The sequence below is a fragment of the Embleya sp. NPDC025285 genome, assembly GCF_055558835.1.
Genome location: NZ_JBVHLU010000083.1, coordinates 1 through 20,913 on the forward strand (window position 1 = coordinate 1; position 20,913 = coordinate 20,913).

23 protein-coding genes are annotated in these 20,913 nt (G+C 68.9%); 19 read left to right on the forward strand and 4 right to left on the reverse strand.

The features are described from left to right. The 8 genes from ACZ4FV_RS38435 to ACZ4FV_RS38470 all read left to right on the forward strand — a co-directional run. A partial coding sequence (locus tag ACZ4FV_RS38435) for a carbohydrate-binding protein (protein WP_395869616.1) occupies positions 1-577 on the forward strand: 577 nt, incomplete at its 5' end. Between the two features lie 313 nt (positions 578-890). Next, positions 891-1,646, forward strand: a complete 756-nt coding sequence (locus ACZ4FV_RS38440; protein ID WP_465325222.1) for an enoyl-CoA hydratase/isomerase family protein — start codon at positions 891-893, stop codon at positions 1,644-1,646. Positions 1,647-2,479: 833 nt separating this feature from the next. Next, positions 2,480-3,643 (forward strand): ATP-binding protein, encoded by a 1,164-nt coding sequence (locus ACZ4FV_RS38445; RefSeq protein ID WP_402238349.1) that lies wholly within the window; start codon positions 2,480-2,482, stop codon positions 3,641-3,643. Next, positions 3,640-4,041 (forward strand): roadblock/LC7 domain-containing protein, encoded by a 402-nt coding sequence (locus ACZ4FV_RS38450; protein ID WP_395869622.1) that lies wholly within the window; start codon positions 3,640-3,642, stop codon positions 4,039-4,041. Before ACZ4FV_RS38445 ends, ACZ4FV_RS38450 begins: the two co-directional genes overlap by 4 nt. Continuing rightward, a complete protein-coding gene (locus ACZ4FV_RS38455) occupies positions 4,041-4,406 on the forward strand; it encodes a DUF742 domain-containing protein (RefSeq protein ID WP_402238532.1) in 366 nt (121 codons plus the stop codon). The genes ACZ4FV_RS38450 and ACZ4FV_RS38455 overlap by 1 nt, the downstream gene beginning before the upstream one ends. After that, positions 4,387-5,019: a GTP-binding protein gene (locus ACZ4FV_RS38460; RefSeq protein WP_395869624.1), complete on the forward strand. Its 633-nt coding sequence runs from the start codon at positions 4,387-4,389 to the stop codon at positions 5,017-5,019. The genes ACZ4FV_RS38455 and ACZ4FV_RS38460 overlap by 20 nt, the downstream gene beginning before the upstream one ends. A 92-nt stretch (positions 5,020-5,111) precedes the next feature. After that, on the forward strand, positions 5,112-6,392 hold the full coding sequence (locus ACZ4FV_RS38465; RefSeq protein WP_465325267.1) for a cytochrome P450: 1,281 nt from the start codon (positions 5,112-5,114) through the stop codon (positions 6,390-6,392). 188 nt (positions 6,393-6,580) lie between these two features. Further along, positions 6,581-7,834: a cytochrome P450 gene (locus tag ACZ4FV_RS38470; protein ID WP_395869629.1), complete on the forward strand. Its 1,254-nt coding sequence runs from the start codon at positions 6,581-6,583 to the stop codon at positions 7,832-7,834. 440 nt (positions 7,835-8,274) lie between these two features. Here ACZ4FV_RS38470 and ACZ4FV_RS38475 read toward each other — a convergent pair whose 3' ends face one another. Next, on the reverse strand, positions 8,275-9,219 hold the full coding sequence (locus tag ACZ4FV_RS38475) for an alpha/beta hydrolase family protein (RefSeq protein ID WP_465325225.1): 945 nt from the start codon (positions 9,217-9,219) through the stop codon (positions 8,275-8,277). A gap of 290 nt (positions 9,220-9,509) precedes the next feature. On the opposite strand from ACZ4FV_RS38475, the gene ACZ4FV_RS38480 reads away from it, so the two are divergent. The 11 genes from ACZ4FV_RS38480 to thpD all read left to right on the forward strand — a co-directional run bounded on the left by ACZ4FV_RS38480 (position 9,510) and on the right by thpD (position 17,061). Beyond that, positions 9,510-10,097 (forward strand): TetR/AcrR family transcriptional regulator, encoded by a 588-nt coding sequence (locus ACZ4FV_RS38480; protein WP_395869633.1) that lies wholly within the window; start codon positions 9,510-9,512, stop codon positions 10,095-10,097. Positions 10,098-10,435: 338 nt separating this feature from the next. Continuing rightward, entirely contained in the window at positions 10,436-10,936 is a 501-nt protein-coding gene (locus ACZ4FV_RS38485) for an SRPBCC family protein (protein ID WP_465325227.1), read from the forward strand. A gap of 114 nt (positions 10,937-11,050) precedes the next feature. Further along, positions 11,051-11,347, forward strand: coding sequence for a hypothetical protein (locus ACZ4FV_RS38490; RefSeq protein ID WP_465325229.1), 297 nt, complete (start codon positions 11,051-11,053; stop codon positions 11,345-11,347). Positions 11,348-11,527: 180 nt separating this feature from the next. Then, the gene (locus ACZ4FV_RS38495) at positions 11,528-11,794 is read left to right on the forward strand and encodes a DUF4235 domain-containing protein (RefSeq protein WP_395869638.1); all 267 of its coding nucleotides are present in this window, start codon (positions 11,528-11,530) and stop codon (positions 11,792-11,794) included. A 98-nt stretch (positions 11,795-11,892) separates the two neighbouring features. Then, on the forward strand, positions 11,893-12,042 hold the full coding sequence (locus tag ACZ4FV_RS38500) for a carboxylesterase family protein (RefSeq protein WP_465325231.1): 150 nt from the start codon (positions 11,893-11,895) through the stop codon (positions 12,040-12,042). Positions 12,043-12,192: 150 nt separating this feature from the next. Further along, on the forward strand, positions 12,193-12,657 hold the full coding sequence (locus ACZ4FV_RS38505; RefSeq protein ID WP_465325233.1) for a DUF6479 family protein: 465 nt from the start codon (positions 12,193-12,195) through the stop codon (positions 12,655-12,657). Further along, positions 12,654-13,241, forward strand: a complete 588-nt coding sequence (locus ACZ4FV_RS38510; RefSeq protein WP_395869640.1) for a type 1 glutamine amidotransferase domain-containing protein — start codon at positions 12,654-12,656, stop codon at positions 13,239-13,241. Before ACZ4FV_RS38505 ends, ACZ4FV_RS38510 begins: the two co-directional genes overlap by 4 nt. Positions 13,242-13,849: 608 nt before the next feature. After that, positions 13,850-14,386, forward strand: a complete 537-nt coding sequence (gene ectA, locus ACZ4FV_RS38515; protein WP_395869642.1) for a diaminobutyrate acetyltransferase — start codon at positions 13,850-13,852, stop codon at positions 14,384-14,386. Between the two features lie 83 nt (positions 14,387-14,469). Next, positions 14,470-15,723, forward strand: coding sequence for a diaminobutyrate--2-oxoglutarate transaminase (gene ectB / locus ACZ4FV_RS38520; RefSeq protein ID WP_465325236.1), 1,254 nt, complete (start codon positions 14,470-14,472; stop codon positions 15,721-15,723). A 40-nt stretch (positions 15,724-15,763) separates the two neighbouring features. Continuing rightward, the gene (locus ACZ4FV_RS38525; RefSeq protein ID WP_395869646.1) at positions 15,764-16,162 is read left to right on the forward strand and encodes an ectoine synthase; all 399 of its coding nucleotides are present in this window, start codon (positions 15,764-15,766) and stop codon (positions 16,160-16,162) included. Then, positions 16,159-17,061, forward strand: coding sequence for an ectoine hydroxylase (gene thpD, locus ACZ4FV_RS38530; protein WP_402238368.1), 903 nt, complete (start codon positions 16,159-16,161; stop codon positions 17,059-17,061). Before ACZ4FV_RS38525 ends, thpD begins: the two co-directional genes overlap by 4 nt. Positions 17,062-17,541: 480 nt before the next feature. On the opposite strand, the gene ACZ4FV_RS38535 is transcribed toward thpD, so the two are convergent. From ACZ4FV_RS38535 to ACZ4FV_RS38545, 3 genes are all read right to left on the reverse strand, one after another. Beyond that, positions 17,542-18,651, reverse strand: coding sequence for a threonine synthase (locus ACZ4FV_RS38535; RefSeq protein ID WP_465325239.1), 1,110 nt, complete (start codon positions 18,649-18,651; stop codon positions 17,542-17,544). A gap of 132 nt (positions 18,652-18,783) precedes the next feature. Beyond that, on the reverse strand, positions 18,784-19,773 hold the full coding sequence (locus ACZ4FV_RS38540) for a BtrH N-terminal domain-containing protein (RefSeq protein WP_465325242.1): 990 nt from the start codon (positions 19,771-19,773) through the stop codon (positions 18,784-18,786). After that, positions 19,770-20,576 (reverse strand): MerR family transcriptional regulator, encoded by an 807-nt coding sequence (locus tag ACZ4FV_RS38545; RefSeq protein WP_465325244.1) that lies wholly within the window; start codon positions 20,574-20,576, stop codon positions 19,770-19,772. Before ACZ4FV_RS38545 ends, ACZ4FV_RS38540 begins: the two co-directional genes overlap by 4 nt. Positions 20,577-20,913 lie beyond the last annotated feature (337 nt).

The following is a 20,913-nucleotide window of genomic DNA, read 5'->3' on the forward strand; positions in this document are numbered from 1 at the left end:
CAAGACCCTCGACCCCACCTGCGCCCTGTTCAACAAGACCAAGGCCGCGTGGGACGCCGTCAGCCTGCCGGCGCAGCCGAACGACCCCACCTGCACCTCGGGTCCGAGCGACCCCGACTTCTCGATGACGCTCAACCCGACGTCGGGCAACGCGCCGCCCGGTGGCGACGTCACGACCACGGTCGGCACCACGACCACCGGCGGCACCGCGCAAACCCTCACCCTGACCACCTCGAACCTGCCCAGTGGGGTGACCTCGGAGTTCACGCCGGGCACCATCCAGTCGGGGGCCAACTCGTCGCTGAAGTTCTCGGTGAGTTCGTCGGCGACTCCGGGCACGTACCCGGTGACGGTGACCGCCACCGGCACCACCACCCATACCGCGCAATACACGCTGACCGTCGGCAACGGCCCCGGTGGCTGCACCGCACCCGCGTGGAACGCGAACACGGTCTACACCAACGGCAACGTGGTCTCGTACAACGGCCACACCTACCGCGCCAAGTGGTGGACCCAGGGCGAAGTCCCGGGAACCACCGGCCAATGGGGAGTGTGGGTCGACCTCGGCGCCTGCTGAGCAAAGCCGCACGCGACCGGTCCGCGCGACTTCGGCCCTGATCGGTCCGTCTTCGAACAATGCTGCCCGGTAGGCCGGTTGCCCGGCCTACCGGGCAGCAGCACGTCCGGAACATCGCCATGATCCCGACTGCCGCGGCCTCCGTCTCGGGCAGGGCCGTGACCTGGCCTTGAGCCGCGGACTCCACTACTGTCTCGTTGCCGGTCCCGGACGGCCTCGAAGCAACGATCCCGCTGCGGAGAGTGCTCCTGCGCTTCGTCGACCTGCCCTTGAGGAAGCCAGAGGAAGCCAGTCGACACCGATGGAGCCGTTCATGTCGCACGACCACAAGACCCTCGCCGTGACCGACGAGGGCGGCGTGCTGCGGGTTCGTCTCGACCGCCCCGACAAGGGCAACCCGCTCGACGAGACCATGTTGTCCGAGCTCGGCACCCTTCTTGCCGGACTCCGCGAACGCCCCGACGTTCGTATCCTGGTGCTCTCGGGTGCGGGTGACGACTTCTGCCTGGGTGGAGGTCGGGCCGAGATGGCCGAATTGTTGGCGGCCGACCCCACGGGCCTCGCGCTTCGCCGCCTGGGCGACCGGGCCCGGGCCGTGTGCGAGGCGCTGGCCGCGGCCGAAGTCGTCACGATAGCCCGGGTACACGGCAGAACGATCGGAGCCGGGGTGGCCCTCGCACTGCACTGCGACCTGCGTGTGGGCACCGAGGACAGTCGCTTCCGGCTTCCCGAACTCGCGCTCGGGCTCCCCACCACCTGGGGCGGCGCGCTCGCCCGGCTGATCAGCGAACTGGGCATGTCGCGGGTACGGGAACTGGTACTGACCGCCGACGCCCTCGACGCGCAAACCGCCCACCGAATCGGCCTGTTGCATCGCGTGGTGCCCTCGACCGACATCGACCGGGTGGTCGACGGCTGGATCAGGCCGACACTGCGCAGGTCGGCCTCGGCGCTGCGCACGAGCAAGGCGCTCCTGCACGCGTACTCCGCCCCGTCCCGGCTTGCGGACGTCGGGCTTCTGGACAGCCACCTCCTCGCCGTCGCGGTCGGCGAGACCACCGGCGGCTGACCGGCACACCCATGCCCGGCCGTCATCCGCGGCCGGTGGATTCGGATGCCTCGGTGGCCACTTGGCGTGAATCCGACGCATCCCGGCGTCGGTCGTCGTCGCGACGGGCGCGTCATCGACACGGGATCCACCCGTCCGCCGCGTGCCACGCCGGGCTGGTTCGAGCGCACCGTGCGTGCCGCGCCCGCCGCGGGAGCCGCGTCCCGCGTTCCACCCCTGCCCCGCGACGTGGGCACGGCGTCGGCCCGGCATATCGGCCACCGGCGTCCATGCATATGACGCATTCCAGCCATCCGGTTCGCGCATTCCGGATCGCAATCCTCACCGACCTCTCCAATCGGCCGATTTCCCACTCGAAATGCGTCGCCGACCACCGTTCGTACCGTCGATCGGGATAAAGCAGCATGTCTCGATACTTCGGGACATAATCGCGTACTTCGTCAAGTCCGTCGCAGAACGGAATGGCTGGAAAGCGCCGCGTGACGAGGATTCGATCTGGGCAACTCAACGCCATTAGAATCACAAGGCCCTACAACCGAGAGAGCAATGCCAAAAGTGACGCTTGGTGTCAATCAGACATATTCGGCGCGTACGGAGAGGTCGGGTCGAACCATGGCCGACCGCTCGTGTTGTCGATGCACCCGCCGAACCGAGCCGGCCACCCGGGCTTGCCTTATCGCGTGACGAGGATCTTGTAAATGGATTTCATGCACGACCCCGCACTCTGGTACGGGGTGATCGGCACGGGCGCCGCCGGGATATACGCGGCGCGAAGCCGAAGAACTGTCAAGGGTTTGCGTGAAAGAAACCGCACACTCGCCGAGAATGTGAATATGCGCGACGACGAGATTCTCAACGTGGCGCGAACTCTGCTGCCCGCCCTGGTGGAATCGGGCGAACGGCTCAAGGGCTCCGTCCTGCTGCACGAGGAGCTACGCGACACCCCCTACGCGCAGGGCATCGAGACGGTCGTGGAGATGTTCACCACCGCGGTCGAGGACGCCCGGAACCGCGCCGATCATTCGGCCAAGACCGCTCTCAAGGCCGCGATGCGGACCCTGCAGGGTCTGGCCAGTGAGCAGCAGCTCGCGATCTCCGAGATGCAGAAGAACTACGCCGATTCCCAACTCCTCCAGGACCTGCTGGGAATCGACCACATGAACTCGCAGTTCGGCCGGCGGGCCCAGGTGATCGCCGCGCTGTGCGGCGGTTGGACCGGAAGGCAACGCAACGCCACACCGCTCTACGACGTCATGCGCGGCGCCAAAGGTCGGATCCGGGACTATCTGCGGGTCGAGATCCGGATGCAGTCCAACGTGGCGGTCATCGGCCGAGCGGTGGAGCCGGTGGCTCTCGCCGTGGCCGAACTCCTGGACAACGCCGCCAGTTACTCGCCCCCGCACACGACCGTCGAGATCAACTTCCAGACCGTGCCCAACGGCGTCTGCATCATGGTCGACGATGCGGGTGTGGGCATGCACGAGGAGGTCCGGCAAAGCGCCGCGCGCTTCCTGACCGCGGACGAGCCGGTCGGCATCACCCGGCTGGGGCATCCCCCGCAGTTCGGCTTCCCCGTGATCGGCATGCTCGCGGCCCAGTACGGGTTCACCGTCTCGGTGGACACCCGCTCCCCCTACGGCGGTACCCGCGCGGTGGTCATGCTGCCTCCCGAACTGCTCACCACCGCTGTGGACACGGGGCCGTCGCCCGAGCAGCCGATTCGACGCGAGCGCAGGGTCGCGGCCCAGCCCCGGGAAGTCGTGCCGGCCGCCCCGCGAGCCGCGCAGCCGGCCCCGGCGTCCGCACCCTCGGAGGACGACCTGCCGCAGCGCCGGCGCAGAGCGCCGCTCCCGGCCGCGCGGTCCGAGCAGGCCGACCCGCCGGACGCCCCCGCCCGATCGGACGCGGAAGTCGCGGGACTCATGGGTGCCTTCCAACGAGGCACCCGTTCCGGCCGCGTCCCCGACACAGACACCAAAGGGCACGAATCTCGATGAACAACGACCTGGCCTGGATGCTCAACGACGCTCTCAAGCTTCCAGAGGCCCGACACGCGATTCTCCTGTCCGCCGACGGGATATTGCGGGCGCATTCCGACGGAATCTCCCGCGATGAGGCGGATCGACAGGCTGCGGCGCTTTCCGGCCTCCAGTCGATCAGTCGCAGCACCGCGGAGTTCACCGGCAACGCGGAAACACCGTGGCGGCAAACCCTGGTCGAGTTCGGTGACGGATTCATCTTTCTCGTGGCGGCCGGCCCCGGAGCCTATCTGGCGGTGTCCGCCACCGAACACGTCGATATGGAGATCATCACGTTTCGCATGCAACAGCTGGTCCGTCAGCTAGGAAAGGAACTGACCAGCCCGCCCCGACAGGACGTGGATCACGCCGTATGATGACGCCCGACAAGCCGGAGCCCGGCACTCCCGAATTAGTCCGTGCCTACGTCATCACCCAGGGCCGCGGGCATCCCACCCGTGATGGCCTCGACCTGGTCAGTCTGGTGATCGCGCTTCCCGGCGACATGTCCCCGCACATCCTGGATCCCGAGAAGAAGCGCCTGGTCGCCCTGTGCCGGGGCGGCATCCTCTCCGTGGCCGAGGTGGCCGGGCATCTCGAACTGCCCATCGGCGTCGTCAAGGTGCTGCTGTCCGACCTCATCGACAGCGGCATCGTCGCCACTCGGCAACCCATACCCCCGGCCGAGTTGCCGCGGCGTGAACTCCTCCAGGAGGTGCTCGATGGACTCGCTCGTCTCTGACGACCGCCCCGGTGCCGGCCCCCCCGTCACCGTGGCAGACGTCTACCTCTCGGACAGCGTGCGCGTCGCGGCCAAGATCCTGATCGTCGGGCACTTCGCGGTGGGCAAGACCACCTTCGTCGGCACGATGTCCGAGATCCGCCCGCTGAGCACCGAAGAAACCATGACCCAGGCGAGCGTCGACGTGGACGACCTCACCGGCGCCGGCCGCAAGACCACCACCACCGTGGCATTGGACTTCGGCCGGCTCACCCTCAGCGAGCGCGTGGTCCTGTACCTGTTCGGCACCCCCGGGCAGCAGCGATTCGCGCAGGTGTGGAAGGACATGACCATCGGCGCCCTCGGCGCCCTGGTACTGATCGACCCGCAGCGCTTCGATCAGTCCTTCGACGTGATCGGACTGCTCGAGGAACACGACATCCCGTACGCGGTCGCGATCAACCGCTTCGACGGATCCCCCACCTACCCCATGGACCGGCTCCGCGACGCCCTCGACCTCCTTCCCGAGACGCCGCTGATCACGTGCGACGCCCGTGATCGCGATTCGTCGAAGGAGGCCTTGATGACCCTTGTCCGCTACCTCCAGGCCCGTGCGCAAAAGGAACCCGCGTGAACTCTCGTCCCGATGATCCGTCCGCGCCACCCCCCGGCTGCCCCGCGCACGCCGGCAACGGCGCGACTTCGCTGCACGGCAAGGCGTTCTCCATGGACGCCCATGCCGTGTACGCCGAACTGCGCCGCCAGGGACCTGCCGCACCCGTGGAGTTGGCGCCCGGCGTCGACGCCATGCTCGTGACCTCGCACGCCGCCGCGCTGCACGTACTGCACTCGCCGGAAGTCTTCGCCAAGGACCCTCGTCGCTGGCGGGCACTGGCGGACGGTACGGTGCCGGCCGACAGTCCGGTCGTGCCGATGATGATGTACCGACCGAACTGCCTGTTCACCGACGGTTCCGAGCACCTGAGGCTGCGTCAGGCGGTGACCGACAGTCTGAATCGGATCGATCCGTACGAGCTGCGTCGATTCGTCGAGAGCAGTTCGGACTACCTCATCGACCAGTGGGGCGACAGCGGCTCGGTGGACCTGCTGCACGGCTACGCCAAGACCCTGCCGCTCCTGGTCTTCAGCCGACTCTTCGGCAGCCCGGCCGAGTTGGGCGACCGGCTGGTCGCGGGCATCTCGGGAATCTTCGAGGGCGTCGACGCGGAGAACGCCAACGCGGTGCTCACCGGCGCCCTGGTGGAACTCGTCGCGCTCAAGCGCGCCCATCCCGGACCCGACGTCACGTCGTGGCTGATGGCGCATCCCAACCGGCTCAACGACGAGGAGATGATCCATCAACTCGTCATGCTGATGAGTGCGGGCACCGAACCGCAACGGAACCTTATCGCCAACGGGCTGCGGCTGATCCTGTCCGACGAACGCTTCTCGGCCAGCCTGTTCGGAGCCGGGGGTTCCGTCGAGGACGCGCTCGAAGAGGTGTTGTGGACCGACCCGCCGATGGCGAACTACGCCGTGCACTACCCCGTGCGCGACGTCGACCTGTCCGGCGTCGTGGTGCGCCAGGGAACGCCGGTGGTGATCAGTTTCGCCGCCGCCAATACCGACCCCACGCTCTTCGCGCACGGACAGCGCCCGAACAACCGCTCGCACCTCGCCTGGAGCGCCGGGCCGCACGCCTGCCCGGCCAAGGACTCCGCGTGGCTGATCGCCACCGCCGCGATCGAGAAGCTCCTCAACCGCCTCCCCGATCTCGAATTGGCGATCCCTGTTCAGGAGTTGGACTGGCGGCCGGGCCCCTTCCACCGCGCCCTGAACGCGCTGCCGGCGCGCTACACCCCCGTCCTCACCCACCGCGCGGCGAGTACACCACCCCCCGTACCGACCGCCGCCCCGCGCGTCGCCGCCGGCCGAGCCGACCGTGGTGAGGACGTTCGCAAGCCGGGTGTGTGGAGTTCCTTCCTGAACTGGTGGCGCAACCAATAACCCGCCGCACCGCCGCCTGATTCACCGAACCTCCCGGCCCGATCGGCCACTTCCCGAGGTTGCCCCACCGGCCACACCAACCGAAGAAGTCCAAAAGCGTCGGCCGCCCGGTCATCCGGGCGGCCGACCGATCACGCCTGTGCCGAGCGTCTAGTTGACATCCTGTTGAGTTCCACCAAGGAGACGTCATGCAGTCCTCAGTATCCGCCACCGTGATTGACCGCCGGACCGTCGTCGGCCTGTTGTCCCGCCTGCGCTCGGTCGGCGGACAGGCGGACCCCCTGCCCATCTACGCGGAACTCAGAGCGATGGGCGAAGTCGTGCCCGCGCCCTGGGGCGGATATCTGCTGACGTCCTATCAGACCTGCGATCAGGTGCTGCGCAGTCCGGCCTGGCTCGCCTTGGACGGCGCGTGGCGCGCCGCTCAGACCGACGGTTCCCGCTGGACGACGCCCGCGTCCCGGGAGCTCGCCCATACCCTGGTGGCACTCAATCCGCCGCAACACACCCGGCGGCGCCGATCCATCAGCAACATCTTCGACCGCAGCACCCTCGACGCGATGCGGCCCGCCGTCGAGCGGATCACGGACGGATTGATCGACCTCCTCGTGGAACGCATGGCGGCGGGCGAAGCCGACTTCGTCGACACCGTCGGCGAGCAACTCCCGGTGGCGACGGTCGGGCACTGGCTGGGCGTGCCGGCCGAGGACTTCGATCTCCTACGCGCTCTGACGCACGCCCAAGCGTACTCGCAGGAGTTGCTGCCCACCAAACGCCAACTCCGCGAGGCGGACGCCGCCGCGATCGGACTGCGCGACTACTTCACCGCGTTGGTCGCGGAACGACGCGCGAAGCCCGGAGACGACGTGATCTCGACCTGGCTGCGTACCTGGGACTCCATCGAGCCGGACCGGGAAGTCGCCGACGAGGAGGTCTACTTCCTGGTCATGTTCATCGTCATCGCCTCGCTGGAAACGACGTCGACCCTGTTGTCCACCATGATGTGGATCCTGCACCGACATTCCGCCCAGCGGTCCTGGCTGAGCGGACGACCGGACGCGGTACCGGACGCGATCGAGGAGGTCTTCCGCTACGACCCGCCGATCCACGTGACCACCCGCCTGGCCGGCGAGGACACCGAACTCGCGGGGGTGTCCATCGCCCGCGGGGAAGTGGTGCACACCATGCTCGGCGCGGCGAACCACGACCCGGCGGCCACACCCGACGCGGACGACTTCGACGTCACGCGCCGGGGCCGACACATCTCTTTCGGCGGCGGAATCCACTACTGCATCGGCGCCGGTCTGGCCCGTCTGGAGGCCACCGTCCTCCTGGAGAAGACCCTGCGACGCCTGCCCACCCTTCGCGTCGTCACCGAGCCGAACTGGGAACCCCGCCTGGCCTTCCGCCGCATCACCACCCTGCGGGTGAGCGAACGCTGAACCCCCGCCGTCCACTTCCGGCTCCGCCGGGCCCCCGCCACCGCCTTGTGTGGGTCGCGGGTGCCCGGCGGGCGGCGGGCGCGGCCTCAGATCCTTGTCGTCTGCGCGCAGCCATGCGATGTAGTCGCCGGCAGCTCGGTCGGTGTCGTACTCGGCCTGGTAGTCGGTGTCTTCCCAAAGACGTCCGATGTCGAGGTCCATTCGCTGTCCCCCGCCTCCGGTCGGGAGGTCGATCCGAGCGTCGGGAACCACCTTCCCGATCGCACCGACGAGCACGGCGTTGGTGATGAACCGACCCTAACCAGCGTTGTAGGTAAGGCGGTTCAGTTTGTCCGAGAGTTGGAGAAGGGCGGCGGCGCACCCGGTGTCCTTCACGTAGTCGAGGTCGAGCCCGTGCGGCGCCGACGATCGTGTCGGAACGTCCGCCGGGAACAGGGCCTTCACTTGCTGCGCAACATCCCCAGTGGGTCGGCGGCGTCCTCCAGTGCGGCGACCGCGGTCTTCCAGCCGGTGTCCTCGGGGCGGAGCGCGCTGCGGAGGAAGGCCGTGGTGAACTGCTGGATCAGGGCGACGCGCGCGGGGCTCTCGTCCGTCGTCTCGGCGACCTCGTACCCGGGGATGCCGCCGAGCGAATGCTCCGCCCCGAACAGGGTGAGCAGGCTCTTGTCTCCCGGGCTGTGGGTGTAGGGGTCGGTGAACCAGTCCGGTCCGCGGGTGGACAGGTGGGACTGGTCGTGGTCCCCGGCGACGATGAGGGCCGGGGTGGTCATCGCGTCGAAGGACGGCCTCAGGAACGGGAGGTGCTCGACGGCGAAGGGAGTCAGGTCGTCGCCCAGGCCGGTCAGAGCCAACAGCACGCCCGCCTTGACGCGGGGGTCGGCCATGTCCTCGCCGGGAACGCCGTCGGCGTCGAGGACACGCGCCCCGAGCAGCGCGCTCGCCGACTGGGCGCCCCAGGAGTGGCCGGCGACCGCGATGCGATCACGGTCGACGCGGCCGGCGAGGCCCGGCACGGAAGCTTCGAGGACGTCGAGCCCGTCCAGCACGCGTGTGAGGTCCTCGATCCGAATGCGCCAGATCCGGGGCGTACGCGGGTCCTCGTGCGGGATGGCGAGCGTGCGGGAGTCGAGGTGGGTGGGCTGGACGACCACGAAGCCGTTGGCGGCCCAGTGATCGGCGAGCGGCGCGTAGCCGTTCATCGACCAGCCGAAGCCGTGCGAGAAGACGATGACGGGCAGGTCGCCGCCGGTCGCGGGGGCGGACACGCGCACCTGGAGGTCCTCACCGCGCCCCGGGGCGGGCAGGACGATCGGCTTCGCGGATACCACCGTGGTGCTCGGGATGTTTGTAGCTGCTGTGAAGTCTGTGGTGTTCGAGTCGGACATGGCACTGCCTTCCGTTCGGCTTCTTCGCACTCTTGGTTCGGTGGGGCCAACCGCCGCTCGCCTCGCAGGCGGCGGGACGGGTGGGGTTGGAGGCGAGGGCCGTCCCCGACACGCGGGCACGCCGACACCGCCTGTCGAGGTCGTGTGCCCTTCCCCGGACGGAGCGTGAGCCCGTCGGACGGCATGGGCCGCGGTCTCTCGATCTGCCATCATGGACGAAACGGAACCTCGCTCCGCCAACGATACGGAACATGGTTCCGCTTTGCAACGGCACGAAAGGACGCACGGCGATGAACGACGGCAACCGGCAGGGAAGCGCGGCCGAATCCAAGCGCAAGGACGTCCGGCGCAACCAGAAGACCCTGCTGGACGCCGCCGCCGCGGTCTTCGTCGCCTCGGGCGTGGAGGCCCCGGTACGAGACATCGCGACCAAGGCCGGCGTCGGCGTGGGTACGGTCTACCGCCACTTCCCCACGCGGGCGGACCTCGTCATCGCCGTCTACCGCCACCAGGTCGACGCCTGCGCCGAGGCCGGCCCCGCCCTCCTGGCCGCCGGCCCGACGCCCCACGTCGCCCTCGAACGGTGGGTCGACCTCTTCGTCGACTTCCTGGTCACCAAACACGGCCTTGCCGCCGCGATGCAGGCCGACAACGCCGGCTTCGAGGCCCTGCACGCCTACTTCCTCGACCGCCTCCTACCGGTGTGCGCCCTACTCCTCGACGCCGCCGTCGCAGCGGCCGAGGTCCGCTCCGACCTCACCGCGTACCAACTCATGCGCGGCATCGGAAACCTGTGCATCGGCGCCGAGACGGACCCCCGCTACGACGCACGCGCCCTGGTCGCACTCCTCGTCGCGGGCCTGCGCCAACCTCGCTGACCCGACACCCGGCAAGCCACGCCCACGCAGGCGGCCCCACCGACCGTGCGCGGTGAGCAGCGCGGTCCGCCGACGCGCCCAGGTGGCGAAGACGACGGTCGCGGCGTCGGAGTGCGAGACCGCGCCCAAGGCACGTCGACCTCGTTTGCTCCGATCGCGGATCCTTGACGAACGAAGGTGTGAGTGATTAGCTACTCACATCTCGACTGACAAGTAGGAGTACACCAAGACCACGTCGGCATATCGGTTGAATTTGCGCGAACTTGCCCGACATTCCTGTGATCCAAACTTTGAGTGATCAATCACTCATGAACCCTTCTCATCGAGGAGATCTCGCCATGAGCACCGAAGCCACCCCCCTCGCCGCCGGCACACCCAACGCCGCCCTCCCCCCGATCGAGGCCGTCGACGCCGACGCCCCCGTCATCGTGCGGCTCTCCATCACGGTGAACGCCCCGCTCGCCGACGTCTGGGCCCTGCACAGCAACATCGACGCCTGGGCCGACTGGAACCCGGACATCGACCGCGCCGAACTCGACGCCCCGCTCGCCCCCGGCGCGCGGTTCCGGTGGCTCACTCACGGCCTCGACATCACCTCGACCGTGTACCAGGTCGTCCCCGGAAAGCGCATCGTCTGGGGTGGCCCGGTGCAGGGCATCGAAGGCGTCCACGTCTGGACGTTCCACGAGCAGGACGGCGTCGTGGCGGTTCGCACCGACGAATCCTGGAGCGGCGCACCGGTCGACGCCGCCCCCGACGACATGCGCCACGCGCTCGACCACTCGCTGCGCCAATGGCTGCGGCACCTGAAGGACCACGCCGAGCGACGGCAGCAGTAACTCCGCCGCTGCGGTCGATGCACCCGGCCCGCCGACCCACCACCCATCACCCACCACCCATCACCCATCACCCATCACCCATCACCCACCGCCGAACAACTCACGGAGACCACCATGAGCAACCCTGCCGACGCACTGACCAGCCCCCCGATCTCCCTCACCAAACACCACCTCGAAGCACCCGCCGAGTCCACCCATGACGACACCGGGCGGTGCACGGGCGCCAAGGGCAAGGGCAAGCCCACGAACAAGAACAAGAACAAGGACAAGGGCAAGGGCAAGCAGCGCAAGTCCACCAAGCACCGCCTGACCGAAGCAGCCGCCTACACCGGTCTGGGCCTGCTGGTCCTGATCGAACCGTGGGTCCTGCTATTCCTCGTCCCGGTGATCCTCTTCATGATGTGGAAGTAGCCCACTCCGGCTACATCTCGGGCGGAGGCGGCGGGCATGCGCGAGGCGGTGCGCCCGCCGGTCGCGGAAACCCGGGACGGGTGACATGACGCGGCCGTCGACGTGATCGGACCTGATCGAAGGCTGGATGCCCGTCTCGCGGGTATTGGAAATCATGTCATCGCACGAAGGGAGCCGGTGATGAACACCGCGAAGATCGCGTACAAGCCGATCGGCCTGCTCGCGGGGGCACTGAGCGGAATGGTCGCGGGTGCCGTGTTCAAGCAGATGTGGAAGGTACTGGGGCACGAGGACGACGCCCCGGATGCCACCGACGAGGACCGTGGGTGGCGCGAGGTGCTCATCGCCGCCGCGCTACAGGGGGCGATCTTCGCAGCCGTCAAGGCCGCCACCGACCGCGGAGGGGCAACCGCCGTCCGCCGCGTGTCGGGCAAATGGCCCGGCTGACCGGCGCGGAACCCGAAGCCCGGGATTTGCCCCTCCGTGTCGGCCGTCCCGGTCGGCACCGGGAACTGCCGAGTCCGCGGCCAAGTCACCGGCGAGGAATGCCGGTTCCCGGGCATCCCTACGCCCGGCCGCCCACCGGCGAACTGCGCCGACAGACACCGAGACCCGTTGCCGACTGGCGGGGGGTCAAGGACTGCCACCCGTACGGCAGCTCCTGTGCGCAGCGGCTCGGAACTGTTCACGCGTGATGCAAACCAGCTTGGCAAGGCCGGACTTCGTTGCGCCGAACACCACCCTCGCCGCGCCCGGCGCGGGTCCGCCACGGCGCATGGGGTCGCGCGTGCGCCGGGCCCGGGCGCCGAAGCATCACCGGCACGAGTCGGGGTAGCGGTTTGCACATGATCGCCCTGGCTCGGCTCGAATCGGCCTCGGCGGGAACCGTGGCCGCGGTGGCCATCCCCGCCGCACTCCTGGCCGCCGTCCTGCTCATCATTCCCGTGGTGAGCGGAGTGCGTCGCCGGCGCCGGCCGCCGCCCGCGCCTCCGCAGGGGATTCCCACCACCGCGTCCGAGGCGCCGACCGAAGGCGGGCGGCGGGAGTCCGCCGAGATGCCCCGGGACGGGCACCGGAGGGGCCCGCACGACATGCCCGGTTTCGGCAATCTCGGATCCCGGGCGGCCGACCCGCACAGGGAGGACCGGGACGGCATCCGACGGGACCACCCGGCTTGGTGCGGTTCGGCTGTGAACACGACGTTTGTCGACAATGCGCGTGGGCAGCAGGGGCGGTGGGTCGCCGCACAACCGATCGGCGGCCCGCTTCCCCTTGTCGTGAACCGCGAACCGAAAGGCCGACCTCGATGAACGACTCCGACCTGACCGGCCGACGCATCCTGGCGATCGTCACCAACTACGGCGTGGAGCAGGACGAACTGGTCGTCCCGGTCCGCCGTCTCCGCGAATCCGGTGCCCGGGTCGACATCGCGGCACCTTCGACGGAACCGATCCGGACCCTCGTCGGCGACAAGGACCCGGGCGTGAGCGTCGCGCCGACGCTCACCCTGTCCGACGCGGACCCGTCCGGCTACGACCTCCTGCTCGTGCCGGGCGGCACGCTCAACGCCGACTCGTTGCGCCTGAACGACACCGCCGTCGGCATCGTCCGCTCCTTCGCCACCTCGGGCCGCCCCGTCGCCGCCATCTGCCATGGCCCGTGGATGCTGGTCGAGGCCGACGTCGTACGCGACCGCACGCTGACCTCGTACGCGTCCGTCGAGACGGACATCCGCAACGCCGGCGGCCGTTGGCTCGACGAGCCGGTCGTGCGGGACGACACGGGCGACTATGTACTGATCACCTCCCGCACGCCCGATGACCTCAAGGACTTCGTGCACCAGATCGACGCGGCCCTGACGATGTCCGACCTCGGGTCGACGCGCCGGGTGTGAAGCGCGAACCACCTCCCGGCATCAGCGACATCCGGCTTTCGGACCACCGGACCACCGGACCAATCGATGGCGCTCCCCCCGCTCGGCGGGGTGGGGCGCCATCCGCGTGCCCGCAGCGTCCGCAACCCCACGCCCTCCGAGGTCGCTCGGCATGTCCCGCGGGCCTCGGAAATTTGGGAGCCGCGAAGAAGGGGCAAGGCGAGCGCGACGGCACCGAGCGCCGGCGAGAGCGAGACGAGCGCCGACAGTCGTTGCCGCAGTCAAGATTATGAGCATGCTCACAATCGCCGGCGCCGTCATCACCAATCCTTGCTCTCTGCGATGATCACGACACGTTATCGACGTGTTGCCCGATGGTGATCCGTGGGGAATCACGCAGAATCTCTCGCCATATTCCGATTCCGGAAAAGATCTTCCCGCATATCGCCGCCGAGTTCGAAGTATCTGCGGTCCGAGGGCAGGCGCTGTCGAGTGCGCGCCGACCGGAGGTTTGGCTTCCGACTTCCGGGCAACGTGCGCGCGTGCACCCGAAGATTACGAAGAGGTGCCCAGGCGGGGAAGGTCCGTCCTTCCGGTCCACCGAGAGCGCCTCGGTAGGTTCGATCCGCATGTCCGCCGAAACGAAATTCTTCGCCGAAACGGAATCCGCACATCCCGTCGTCTCGATGGGTCCACCCGAGCTGCGCGACGGCGCTGCGCTGTGGCAGCTCGCCCGCGACAGCGGATCGCTGGATCTCAACTCCTCGTACAGCTATCTGCTCTGGTGCCGGGACTTCGCGGCGACCTCGATCGTCGCCCGTGACCACGACTCCCGGGTCCTGGGCTTTGTGACCGGCTACGTCAGACCCGGTCTGCCGGACACGCTCATGGTGTGGCAGGTCGCGGTGGCCGAATCCGCCCGGGGGCAAGGGCTGGCCACGCGCATGCTGACCGCGTTGATGCGGCGGCGCCTACCGCATGGGCAAACCCGCCTGGAGACCACGATCACCCTCGACAACTCGGCGTCCATCGCGCTGTTCACCGCGCTGGGACGCGAACACGGGGCGGGCGTGAGTCGTACCGAACTCTTTCGCGCGGCGCTCTTCCCGGATGGGCACGCCGACGAAGTCCTCTTTCGGGTAGGCCCGTTCACCGCAGCCGCCTGACCCCCGACGGGCCCCGAACCGGAGGGGGCGGCACCGTCGGACGTGGCTCGCCGCTGCCCTCGACCATGCGATCCAGGAGAAACATGACTGTTTTCGAAACTCTCGAGTCCGAGGTCCGCAGCTACTGCCGGAGCTGGCCGACGGTGTTCACCCACGCGCGCGGCAGCCGGATGCACGACGAGAACGGCCGCACCTACCTGGACTTCTTCGCCGGAGCGGGCGCGCTGAACTACGGCCACAATCACCCACTGCTCAAGCGCGCGTTGCTCGACTACCTGGAGAGCGACGGGGTCACGCACAGCCTGGACATGTCCACCGTGGCGAAACGCACGTTCCTGGAGCGCTTCGACGAGGTGGTGTTGGAGCCGCGCGGCCTGGACTACAAGGTGCAGTTTCCCGGCCCCACCGGCGCCAACACCGTGGAGTCCGCGCTCAAGCTGGCCCGCAAGGTGACCGGGCGTGAGGCCGTGATCGGGTTCACCAACGCGTTCCACGGCATGACCCTGGGCGCGCTCGCGGTCACGGGCAACGCGAAGAAGCGCGCCGGAGCCGGTATTCCGCTGGTGCACGCCACACCGATGCCGTACGACAACTACTTCGACGGGCAGTTGCCCGACTTCATCTGGTTGGAACGCCTGCTCACCGATGGCGGCAGCGGCCTGAACCTGCCCGCCGCGGTGATCGTGGAGACTGTGCAGGGCGAGGGCGGCGTCAACGTCGCCCGTTTCGAGTGGCTGCGCGCACTGGCCGACCTGTGTCGGCGCCACGACATCCTGTTGATCGTGGACGACGTGCAGATGGGCTGTGGTCGCACGGGTCCGTTCTTCAGCTTCGAACCGGCCGGGATCACCCCGGACATCGTGTGCCTGTCGAAGTCGATCGGTGGCTACGGCCTGCCGATGGCACTCACCCTGTTCCGCCGCGACCTGGACGTGTGGGAGCCCGGCGAACACAACGGCACCTTCCGCGGCAACAACCCTGCCTTCGTCACCGCCACCGCGGCGTTGGATCTGTGGGCGGACGGATCGCTGGAGAAACAGACCACGCTCAAGGGCGAACTGATCGAGCGTCACCTCGACGACATCGTCACCGAACATGCCGAGCTCGGCGCCTCCCGACGCGGTCGCGGCCTCATCCAGGGCCTGACCTTCGCCGACACCTCCTTCGCCGACGCCGTGTGCGCACGGTCCTTCGAGGACGGACTACTGGTCGAGACCTCCGGTTTCGAGTCGGAGGTGGTCAAGCTGATGCCCGCCCTGACCACCACCGAGGACGAACTCGACGAGGGCATGGGGATCCTCGCGAACGCCGTCCGCGCCGTCCGCGCCGCCGCCTGAACTCCCCCACCCCACCGACCACAACGGAAGGACCAGCACGATGATCGTTCGCACACTGGACGAACTCGACGGCACCGACCGCGACGTCGTCGCGGACACGTGGCGCAGTCGCCGCATCGTCCTCGCGAAGGAGGGCGTCGGCTTCTCCCTGCACGAGACGGTGATGTACGCAGGTACCGAGACCTCGATGTGGTATGCCAATCACATCGAGGCGGTCTTCTGCACCTCCGGCGAGGGCGAACTCACCGACGAGGAGACCGGCCGGACGTACCTGATCACACCGGGCACGACCTACCTGCTCGACGGTCACGAACGGCACACCATGCGGCCGAAGACCGACATCCGGATGGTGTGCGTGTTCAACCCGCCGTGCACGGGCCGCGAGACGCACGACGAGAACGGGGTGTACCCGCTGCTGCACGAGGAGGCGGGCGCATGACGATCCACCCGCTCAACCATCCCTCGGTCGACCTCTATCCCACCCGGCAGGTCACCGACTCGCTGCGCCTCGAACGACGCGAACCCGTCGTGTGGGCCGACTCGTTCGAGGGCCCGATGGGCCGGGACGAACTCCGCGGCTACGAGCGGGACGGATTCGTCACGGTCGAGCAGTTGCTCGAACCGGACGAAATCGTCGCGCTGCGCGCCGAGTTGACCAGGCTATGCGGTGATCCCGAGGTTCGCGCGGACGAACGTACCGTCATCGAGCCCGCATCCGAGGCGGTGCGGTCGATCTTCGAGGTCCACCGGATCAGTCCGCTGCTGCGCGAACTCGTCCACGATCCACGGCTGGTGGGCCGGGCCCGCCAGATCCTCGGATCGGACGTGTACATCCACCAGAGCCGCGCCAACCTGAAGCCCGGCTTCGACGGCTCCGGCTTCTACTGGCACTCCGACTTCGAGACCTGGCACGCCGAGGACGGCATGCCCGCGATGCGGGCCGTGAGCATCTCGATCGCGCTGACCGAGAACCACGTACACAACGGCGCGTTGATGATCATGCCGGGCTCGCATCGTACGTTCGTCGCGTGTCCGGGCGAGACGCCGCGCGGTCACTACCGAACCTCCTTGCGTCGCCAGGAGATCGGCACACCCGACCCGGACTCGCTGACCGAACTCGCGGACCGACACGGCATCTCGGTGATCACGGGTCCGGCGGGCTCGGCGACCGTGTTCGACAGCAACTGCATGCACGGCTCCGCGGAGAACATCACCCCGTTCCCCCGCAGCAACCTGTTCATCGTCTACAACAGCGTCGACAACGCCCTGACCACCCCCTACGCGGCCCCGGCCCCCCGCCCCGACTTCATCGCCGCCCGCACGCGTCCCGTCACCTGACCCTCCCGCCCAGGGTCCCGAAACCCGGATACCGCATCACCCGGCGCCCCCGACGAAGGGTCACCGGCCCGAGCCCGCACCCGCCCCGGCGACCCGCCGGGGCGGGCCGACGCGTTCCGGCTCCGCTCCGGAATGGCGGCCGATCCCCGAGAGGCGTGGGCCGGCCGCCGTTTCGGGTCCACTTTCGGTAACCGCCGGCACGGAACAGCGAGGGCTTGCGCACGAGGTGCGGCTCATGGAAGGAGGCGGCGCGACGCAGGTTGTCGGTGATCGGTCCCGATCGCGGGACGGCGGTGCCGGGCGGGGTCGGATTCGGCTTCGCCAACGCGGCGCGGCCCGGATCGGAGGGTGTCGTCGCGGGTGCGTGCAGCGGCGCGCAGCAGTTGTTGTGCCTCCTGGACGCCGCCGGCGTGGGCATCAGTCACTGTGTGGGGGTCGGGGGTCGTTCTCTCGGCCTCGCAGGGCAGCGGTTCGTCTCGGTCACGGGAACACACTCGCCATCGCGGCGGCGGCCTTGAGGCCCGATCCGGTCAGGACGACCACGACCCTGTCGCCGGGCCGGATCGCGCCCTTGGCGGTGAAGGCGTCGATCGCGGCGGCGGCCGAGGCCGAGGTCGGCTCCGCGTAGAGGCCGATGCCCGCCAGTCGGCGGGTCGCCCCGATGATGTCGTCCTCCGGGATCGCCACGGTGTCGCCGCCCGATCGCCGGATCGCGTCCACGATTTCCGATAGACGGATGGGCGACTCGATGGCCGTGCCCTCGGCGATCGTGGGCCCGACGTCGACGGCGGGGCCGCCGTGGAACGCCGCGTGGATGGGCGCGCATCGTTCGGGTTGGGCGACCAGCAGCCGAGGGCGCCGGTCGATGTGACCCGCGTCGAGCAACTCGCCGAAGCCCAGATCGCATCCCAGTACGATGCTGCCCGCGCCGGCGACGGTGACGACGACGTCCGGTGCGGCGAAGCCCAGGTCCTCCCACATCTCGTACGCCAAGGTCTTGGTGCCCTCGAGGAAGAGGGGGTGCCAGTTGTGGCCGGCGTACGCGGTGGTTCGCGCCTCGCGCATCGCCTGCTCCCCGGCGGCCGCCCGACCGCCCGGCACGAGCACCACCTCGGCACCGTACGCACGGGCCTGCAACACCTTCGCCGCGGACGTGCCCTCCGGGGCCAGGATCCGGGCTCGGATGCCGGCGGCGGCACAGTAGGCCGCCACCGAGGAGCCCCCGTTGCCGGAGCTGTCCTCGAGTACCGACCGCACTCCGCGCTGGGCGAGCAGCGACATCATCACGCTGGTTCCGCGATCCTTGAAGCTGCCGCTCGGGTTGAACCATTCGAGCTTGAAGTGCACCTCCCTTTCCCCCCAACGCCGTTCGACGAGCGGGGTGCACCCCTCGCCGAGCGACACCGGTCGGGTGACGTCTCCCGGGAGCGCGGCGCGGTAGCGCCACAGGGAGCGCGTGGAGGTCTCGATGTCCTTCGGCCCGATGCCCGGCCGCGGCCCGACCAACAGCGGCGCGCCGTCGTCGCCTTGCCAACGCAGCGCGTCGAGTGGGTAGGTCCGGCCGGAGCGGGGGTCGAGATAGACGTCCATGTTCACCTTCCTCGCATTGGACGGGAAGTCTAACATTGGACGCTCAGTCCAATCGGGCGCCGGGCGTCTGCTCCGATCGGGCATCGGGCATCCGGCGTAGAGCGCGGGCAGCGGCACGCCGCGGCCGACGCCTCACTCCCGCAGGCGACTCAGCGCCTGCATGGCCTCACGCTCGATGCGGGCCAGATCGCCGACGACGGCGCCGGCCTGCGTAAGGCATCCTCCGTCGCCCGATTCACCGGCCTTCGTGATCAGTTCCGCCGCTTCCGTCCACATGATGGCTGCCTCCGTGTACAGCGCGAGGCCGGTGCGCAGCCGGCCGCTGTCGATCCATTGCGCGCACTCGGCGAGAAAGTCGCGGTAGAGATTGCGGAACAGCGCGCCGCCGGTCCCGGCCCTCTCCATCAGGACGGCGGCCTGGGGCAGATCCCGTCGCGGGGTGTCCGTGCGCTGGAGCCAACCGGGTATCAGCTTGCCTGCCTTCTCGATGCCCCGGTGACCCAGGTTGGCGATCGGCGGGTTGAGGAAGGCGTGGGCGCAGACCGTGATGGCGGGAATGACCAGGTCCTGCACCGAGGGCGGGTTCTCGGGCACGGTGAGGGTGAAGGATCGGTGCCTGGCGGTCATCGGGCCGCGCGCGGCTCTGGCCCGGGCGAGGCTGATCAGGCTGGTGGATACCGCTCCGCCCTGCTGGTCGGTGTCCACCAGGTGCGCGTCGTGGTCGTCGTAGCCGTACATCGCCACGACATGGGCGCCGAAGTGCACCTTCGACGCGAAGTAGTCCAGGTGGTAGCTGTCCAGCTGCAATCCGACGGGGCGACCCGCGTCGATGGAGGCAGCCACGTTCTCCCATGCCTTGCGCGGCGAGGTGGTCTCCTGGACCAGGAGTTCCAGGTCGAGTCTTTCGGCCAGGTTCCTGGTGAGCTCGAAGGGCTTGACCCGTCCGCCGAGGAACGGGAAGTCCAGATTCTTGCCGTCCCAGTAGATGAAGGACAGACCCGAGCCGAGCCCGAAGAGCATGGGCTCGGACAGATCGAGTCCCTGGTGCCGCAACAGCACTCCCAGGGCTGTCGTCTCGCAGTGCCGCATTCCGCGGATGTCGATGTCTTCGAGCGTGGTCATGCCGTGTCCTCCTGGACGGGGATGATCAACCGGGTCATCAGCTCTTCTTGCGGTGCCTCGGCCGGCGCGACGAGATAGACCTCGCGTACGGGCGCCCGCGGGCGCAGCCCCCGCTCGTGGATGGCGGCGAAGAGCGCGTTGTAGGCCAGCGGCAGTTGGGTGTAGGGCCCGATGTGCACGGTCTCGGCCACCGGGCCGCCGGGCAACACCTCGAACTCCGGACCGGGCACGCCCTTCCCGTGCGGCGTATGCGCCCCGAGGGCGATCTCCATCCGGTCTTCCAAATCCAGCGGGTACAGGGCCCACAACGGTGGCTCCCAGGCGATTTCGGCCCCGGCGAGTGCGGGCAACAACCGACCCACGCACTCCGCGACGGTCGCTCCGATCCCCTCCGGGGCACAGACCGCTCGTACCACCGCCAACCGGCGCTCCGGCTCGCTGCCCATCGTCACCTCATAGCCGGGCAGGCCGCCTTCGACCAGGCGTTCCAGCATCTCCAGCCGTGCCCGGTCCCTGCTGATCCGCTCGGCCAGCCGATCCCGTTCCGCACCCAGGATCCGCGCCCTGGAGGCGGGCTCGGCAACCAGCGCCCGGGCGATGACGGCCAGCGGCAGATCCATGTCCCGCAGCAGGCCGATGGTCAGGGCGTCCCGGGCCTGTTCGGGCGCGTAGTAGCGATACCCGGAGCCGGCGTCCACGTGGGCCGGTGCCAGCAGTCCCAGTTCGTCGTAGTGCCGGAGCTGCTTGACACTGAGCCGACACAGGCGGGCGAAGCGCCCGATGGTGAGAAGTTCGTCGTGCACACCACCATCGTGGACTCTCCCACGGGGGGAGAGTCCACCGCCCGTCCGTCGGTTGCGCGGGAGCCGGGTAGTTGGTCCGGAAGGTGGGTTCGGTGCCCGCAACGTTCACGGTCCGGGTGCGCGCTCCGGGGCATCGGGCGTTGTCGACGAGCAGATCGATCCGGTCCGTCGCGGTGCGCACACGCCGGACCAGGCCGGCCACCTCGGCGGGGTTCCCGTACTCGGCGGAAAGCAGTCGAGCCGTGCTTCGGCACCCATCTCCTTCCGCACCGCGCGCAGCAGGTCTGCGACCTCGTCCTGTCGTCCGGCCCGCCGCCGGCCGACCGCCCCGCGCGCC

Coding starts and splice junctions, on each gene's coding strand:
- ACZ4FV_RS38440 (WP_465325222.1), top strand. CDS start 891: ATGTCGCACGACCACAAGACCCTCGCCGTGACCGACGAGGGCGGCGTG.
- ACZ4FV_RS38445 (WP_402238349.1), top strand. CDS start 2,480: ATGCGCGACGACGAGATTCTCAACGTGGCGCGAACTCTGCTGCCCGCC.
- ACZ4FV_RS38450 (WP_395869622.1), top strand. CDS start 3,640: ATGAACAACGACCTGGCCTGGATGCTCAACGACGCTCTCAAGCTTCCA.
- ACZ4FV_RS38455 (WP_402238532.1), top strand. CDS start 4,041: ATGACGCCCGACAAGCCGGAGCCCGGCACTCCCGAATTAGTCCGTGCC.
- ACZ4FV_RS38460 (WP_395869624.1), top strand. CDS start 4,387: ATGGACTCGCTCGTCTCTGACGACCGCCCCGGTGCCGGCCCCCCCGTC.
- ACZ4FV_RS38465 (WP_465325267.1), top strand. CDS start 5,112: ATGGACGCCCATGCCGTGTACGCCGAACTGCGCCGCCAGGGACCTGCC.
- ACZ4FV_RS38470 (WP_395869629.1), top strand. CDS start 6,581: ATGCAGTCCTCAGTATCCGCCACCGTGATTGACCGCCGGACCGTCGTC.
- ACZ4FV_RS38475 (WP_465325225.1), bottom strand. CDS start 9,219: ATGTCCGACTCGAACACCACAGACTTCACAGCAGCTACAAACATCCCG.
- ACZ4FV_RS38480 (WP_395869633.1), top strand. CDS start 9,510: ATGAACGACGGCAACCGGCAGGGAAGCGCGGCCGAATCCAAGCGCAAG.
- ACZ4FV_RS38485 (WP_465325227.1), top strand. CDS start 10,436: ATGAGCACCGAAGCCACCCCCCTCGCCGCCGGCACACCCAACGCCGCC.
- ACZ4FV_RS38490 (WP_465325229.1), top strand. CDS start 11,051: ATGAGCAACCCTGCCGACGCACTGACCAGCCCCCCGATCTCCCTCACC.
- ACZ4FV_RS38495 (WP_395869638.1), top strand. CDS start 11,528: ATGAACACCGCGAAGATCGCGTACAAGCCGATCGGCCTGCTCGCGGGG.
- ACZ4FV_RS38500 (WP_465325231.1), top strand. CDS start 11,893: ATGCCGGTTCCCGGGCATCCCTACGCCCGGCCGCCCACCGGCGAACTG.
- ACZ4FV_RS38505 (WP_465325233.1), top strand. CDS start 12,193: ATGATCGCCCTGGCTCGGCTCGAATCGGCCTCGGCGGGAACCGTGGCC.
- ACZ4FV_RS38510 (WP_395869640.1), top strand. CDS start 12,654: ATGAACGACTCCGACCTGACCGGCCGACGCATCCTGGCGATCGTCACC.
- ectA (WP_395869642.1), top strand. CDS start 13,850: ATGTCCGCCGAAACGAAATTCTTCGCCGAAACGGAATCCGCACATCCC.
- ectB (WP_465325236.1), top strand. CDS start 14,470: ATGACTGTTTTCGAAACTCTCGAGTCCGAGGTCCGCAGCTACTGCCGG.
- ACZ4FV_RS38525 (WP_395869646.1), top strand. CDS start 15,764: ATGATCGTTCGCACACTGGACGAACTCGACGGCACCGACCGCGACGTC.
- thpD (WP_402238368.1), top strand. CDS start 16,159: ATGACGATCCACCCGCTCAACCATCCCTCGGTCGACCTCTATCCCACC.
- ACZ4FV_RS38535 (WP_465325239.1), bottom strand. CDS start 18,651: ATGGACGTCTATCTCGACCCCCGCTCCGGCCGGACCTACCCACTCGAC.
- ACZ4FV_RS38540 (WP_465325242.1), bottom strand. CDS start 19,773: ATGACCACGCTCGAAGACATCGACATCCGCGGAATGCGGCACTGCGAG.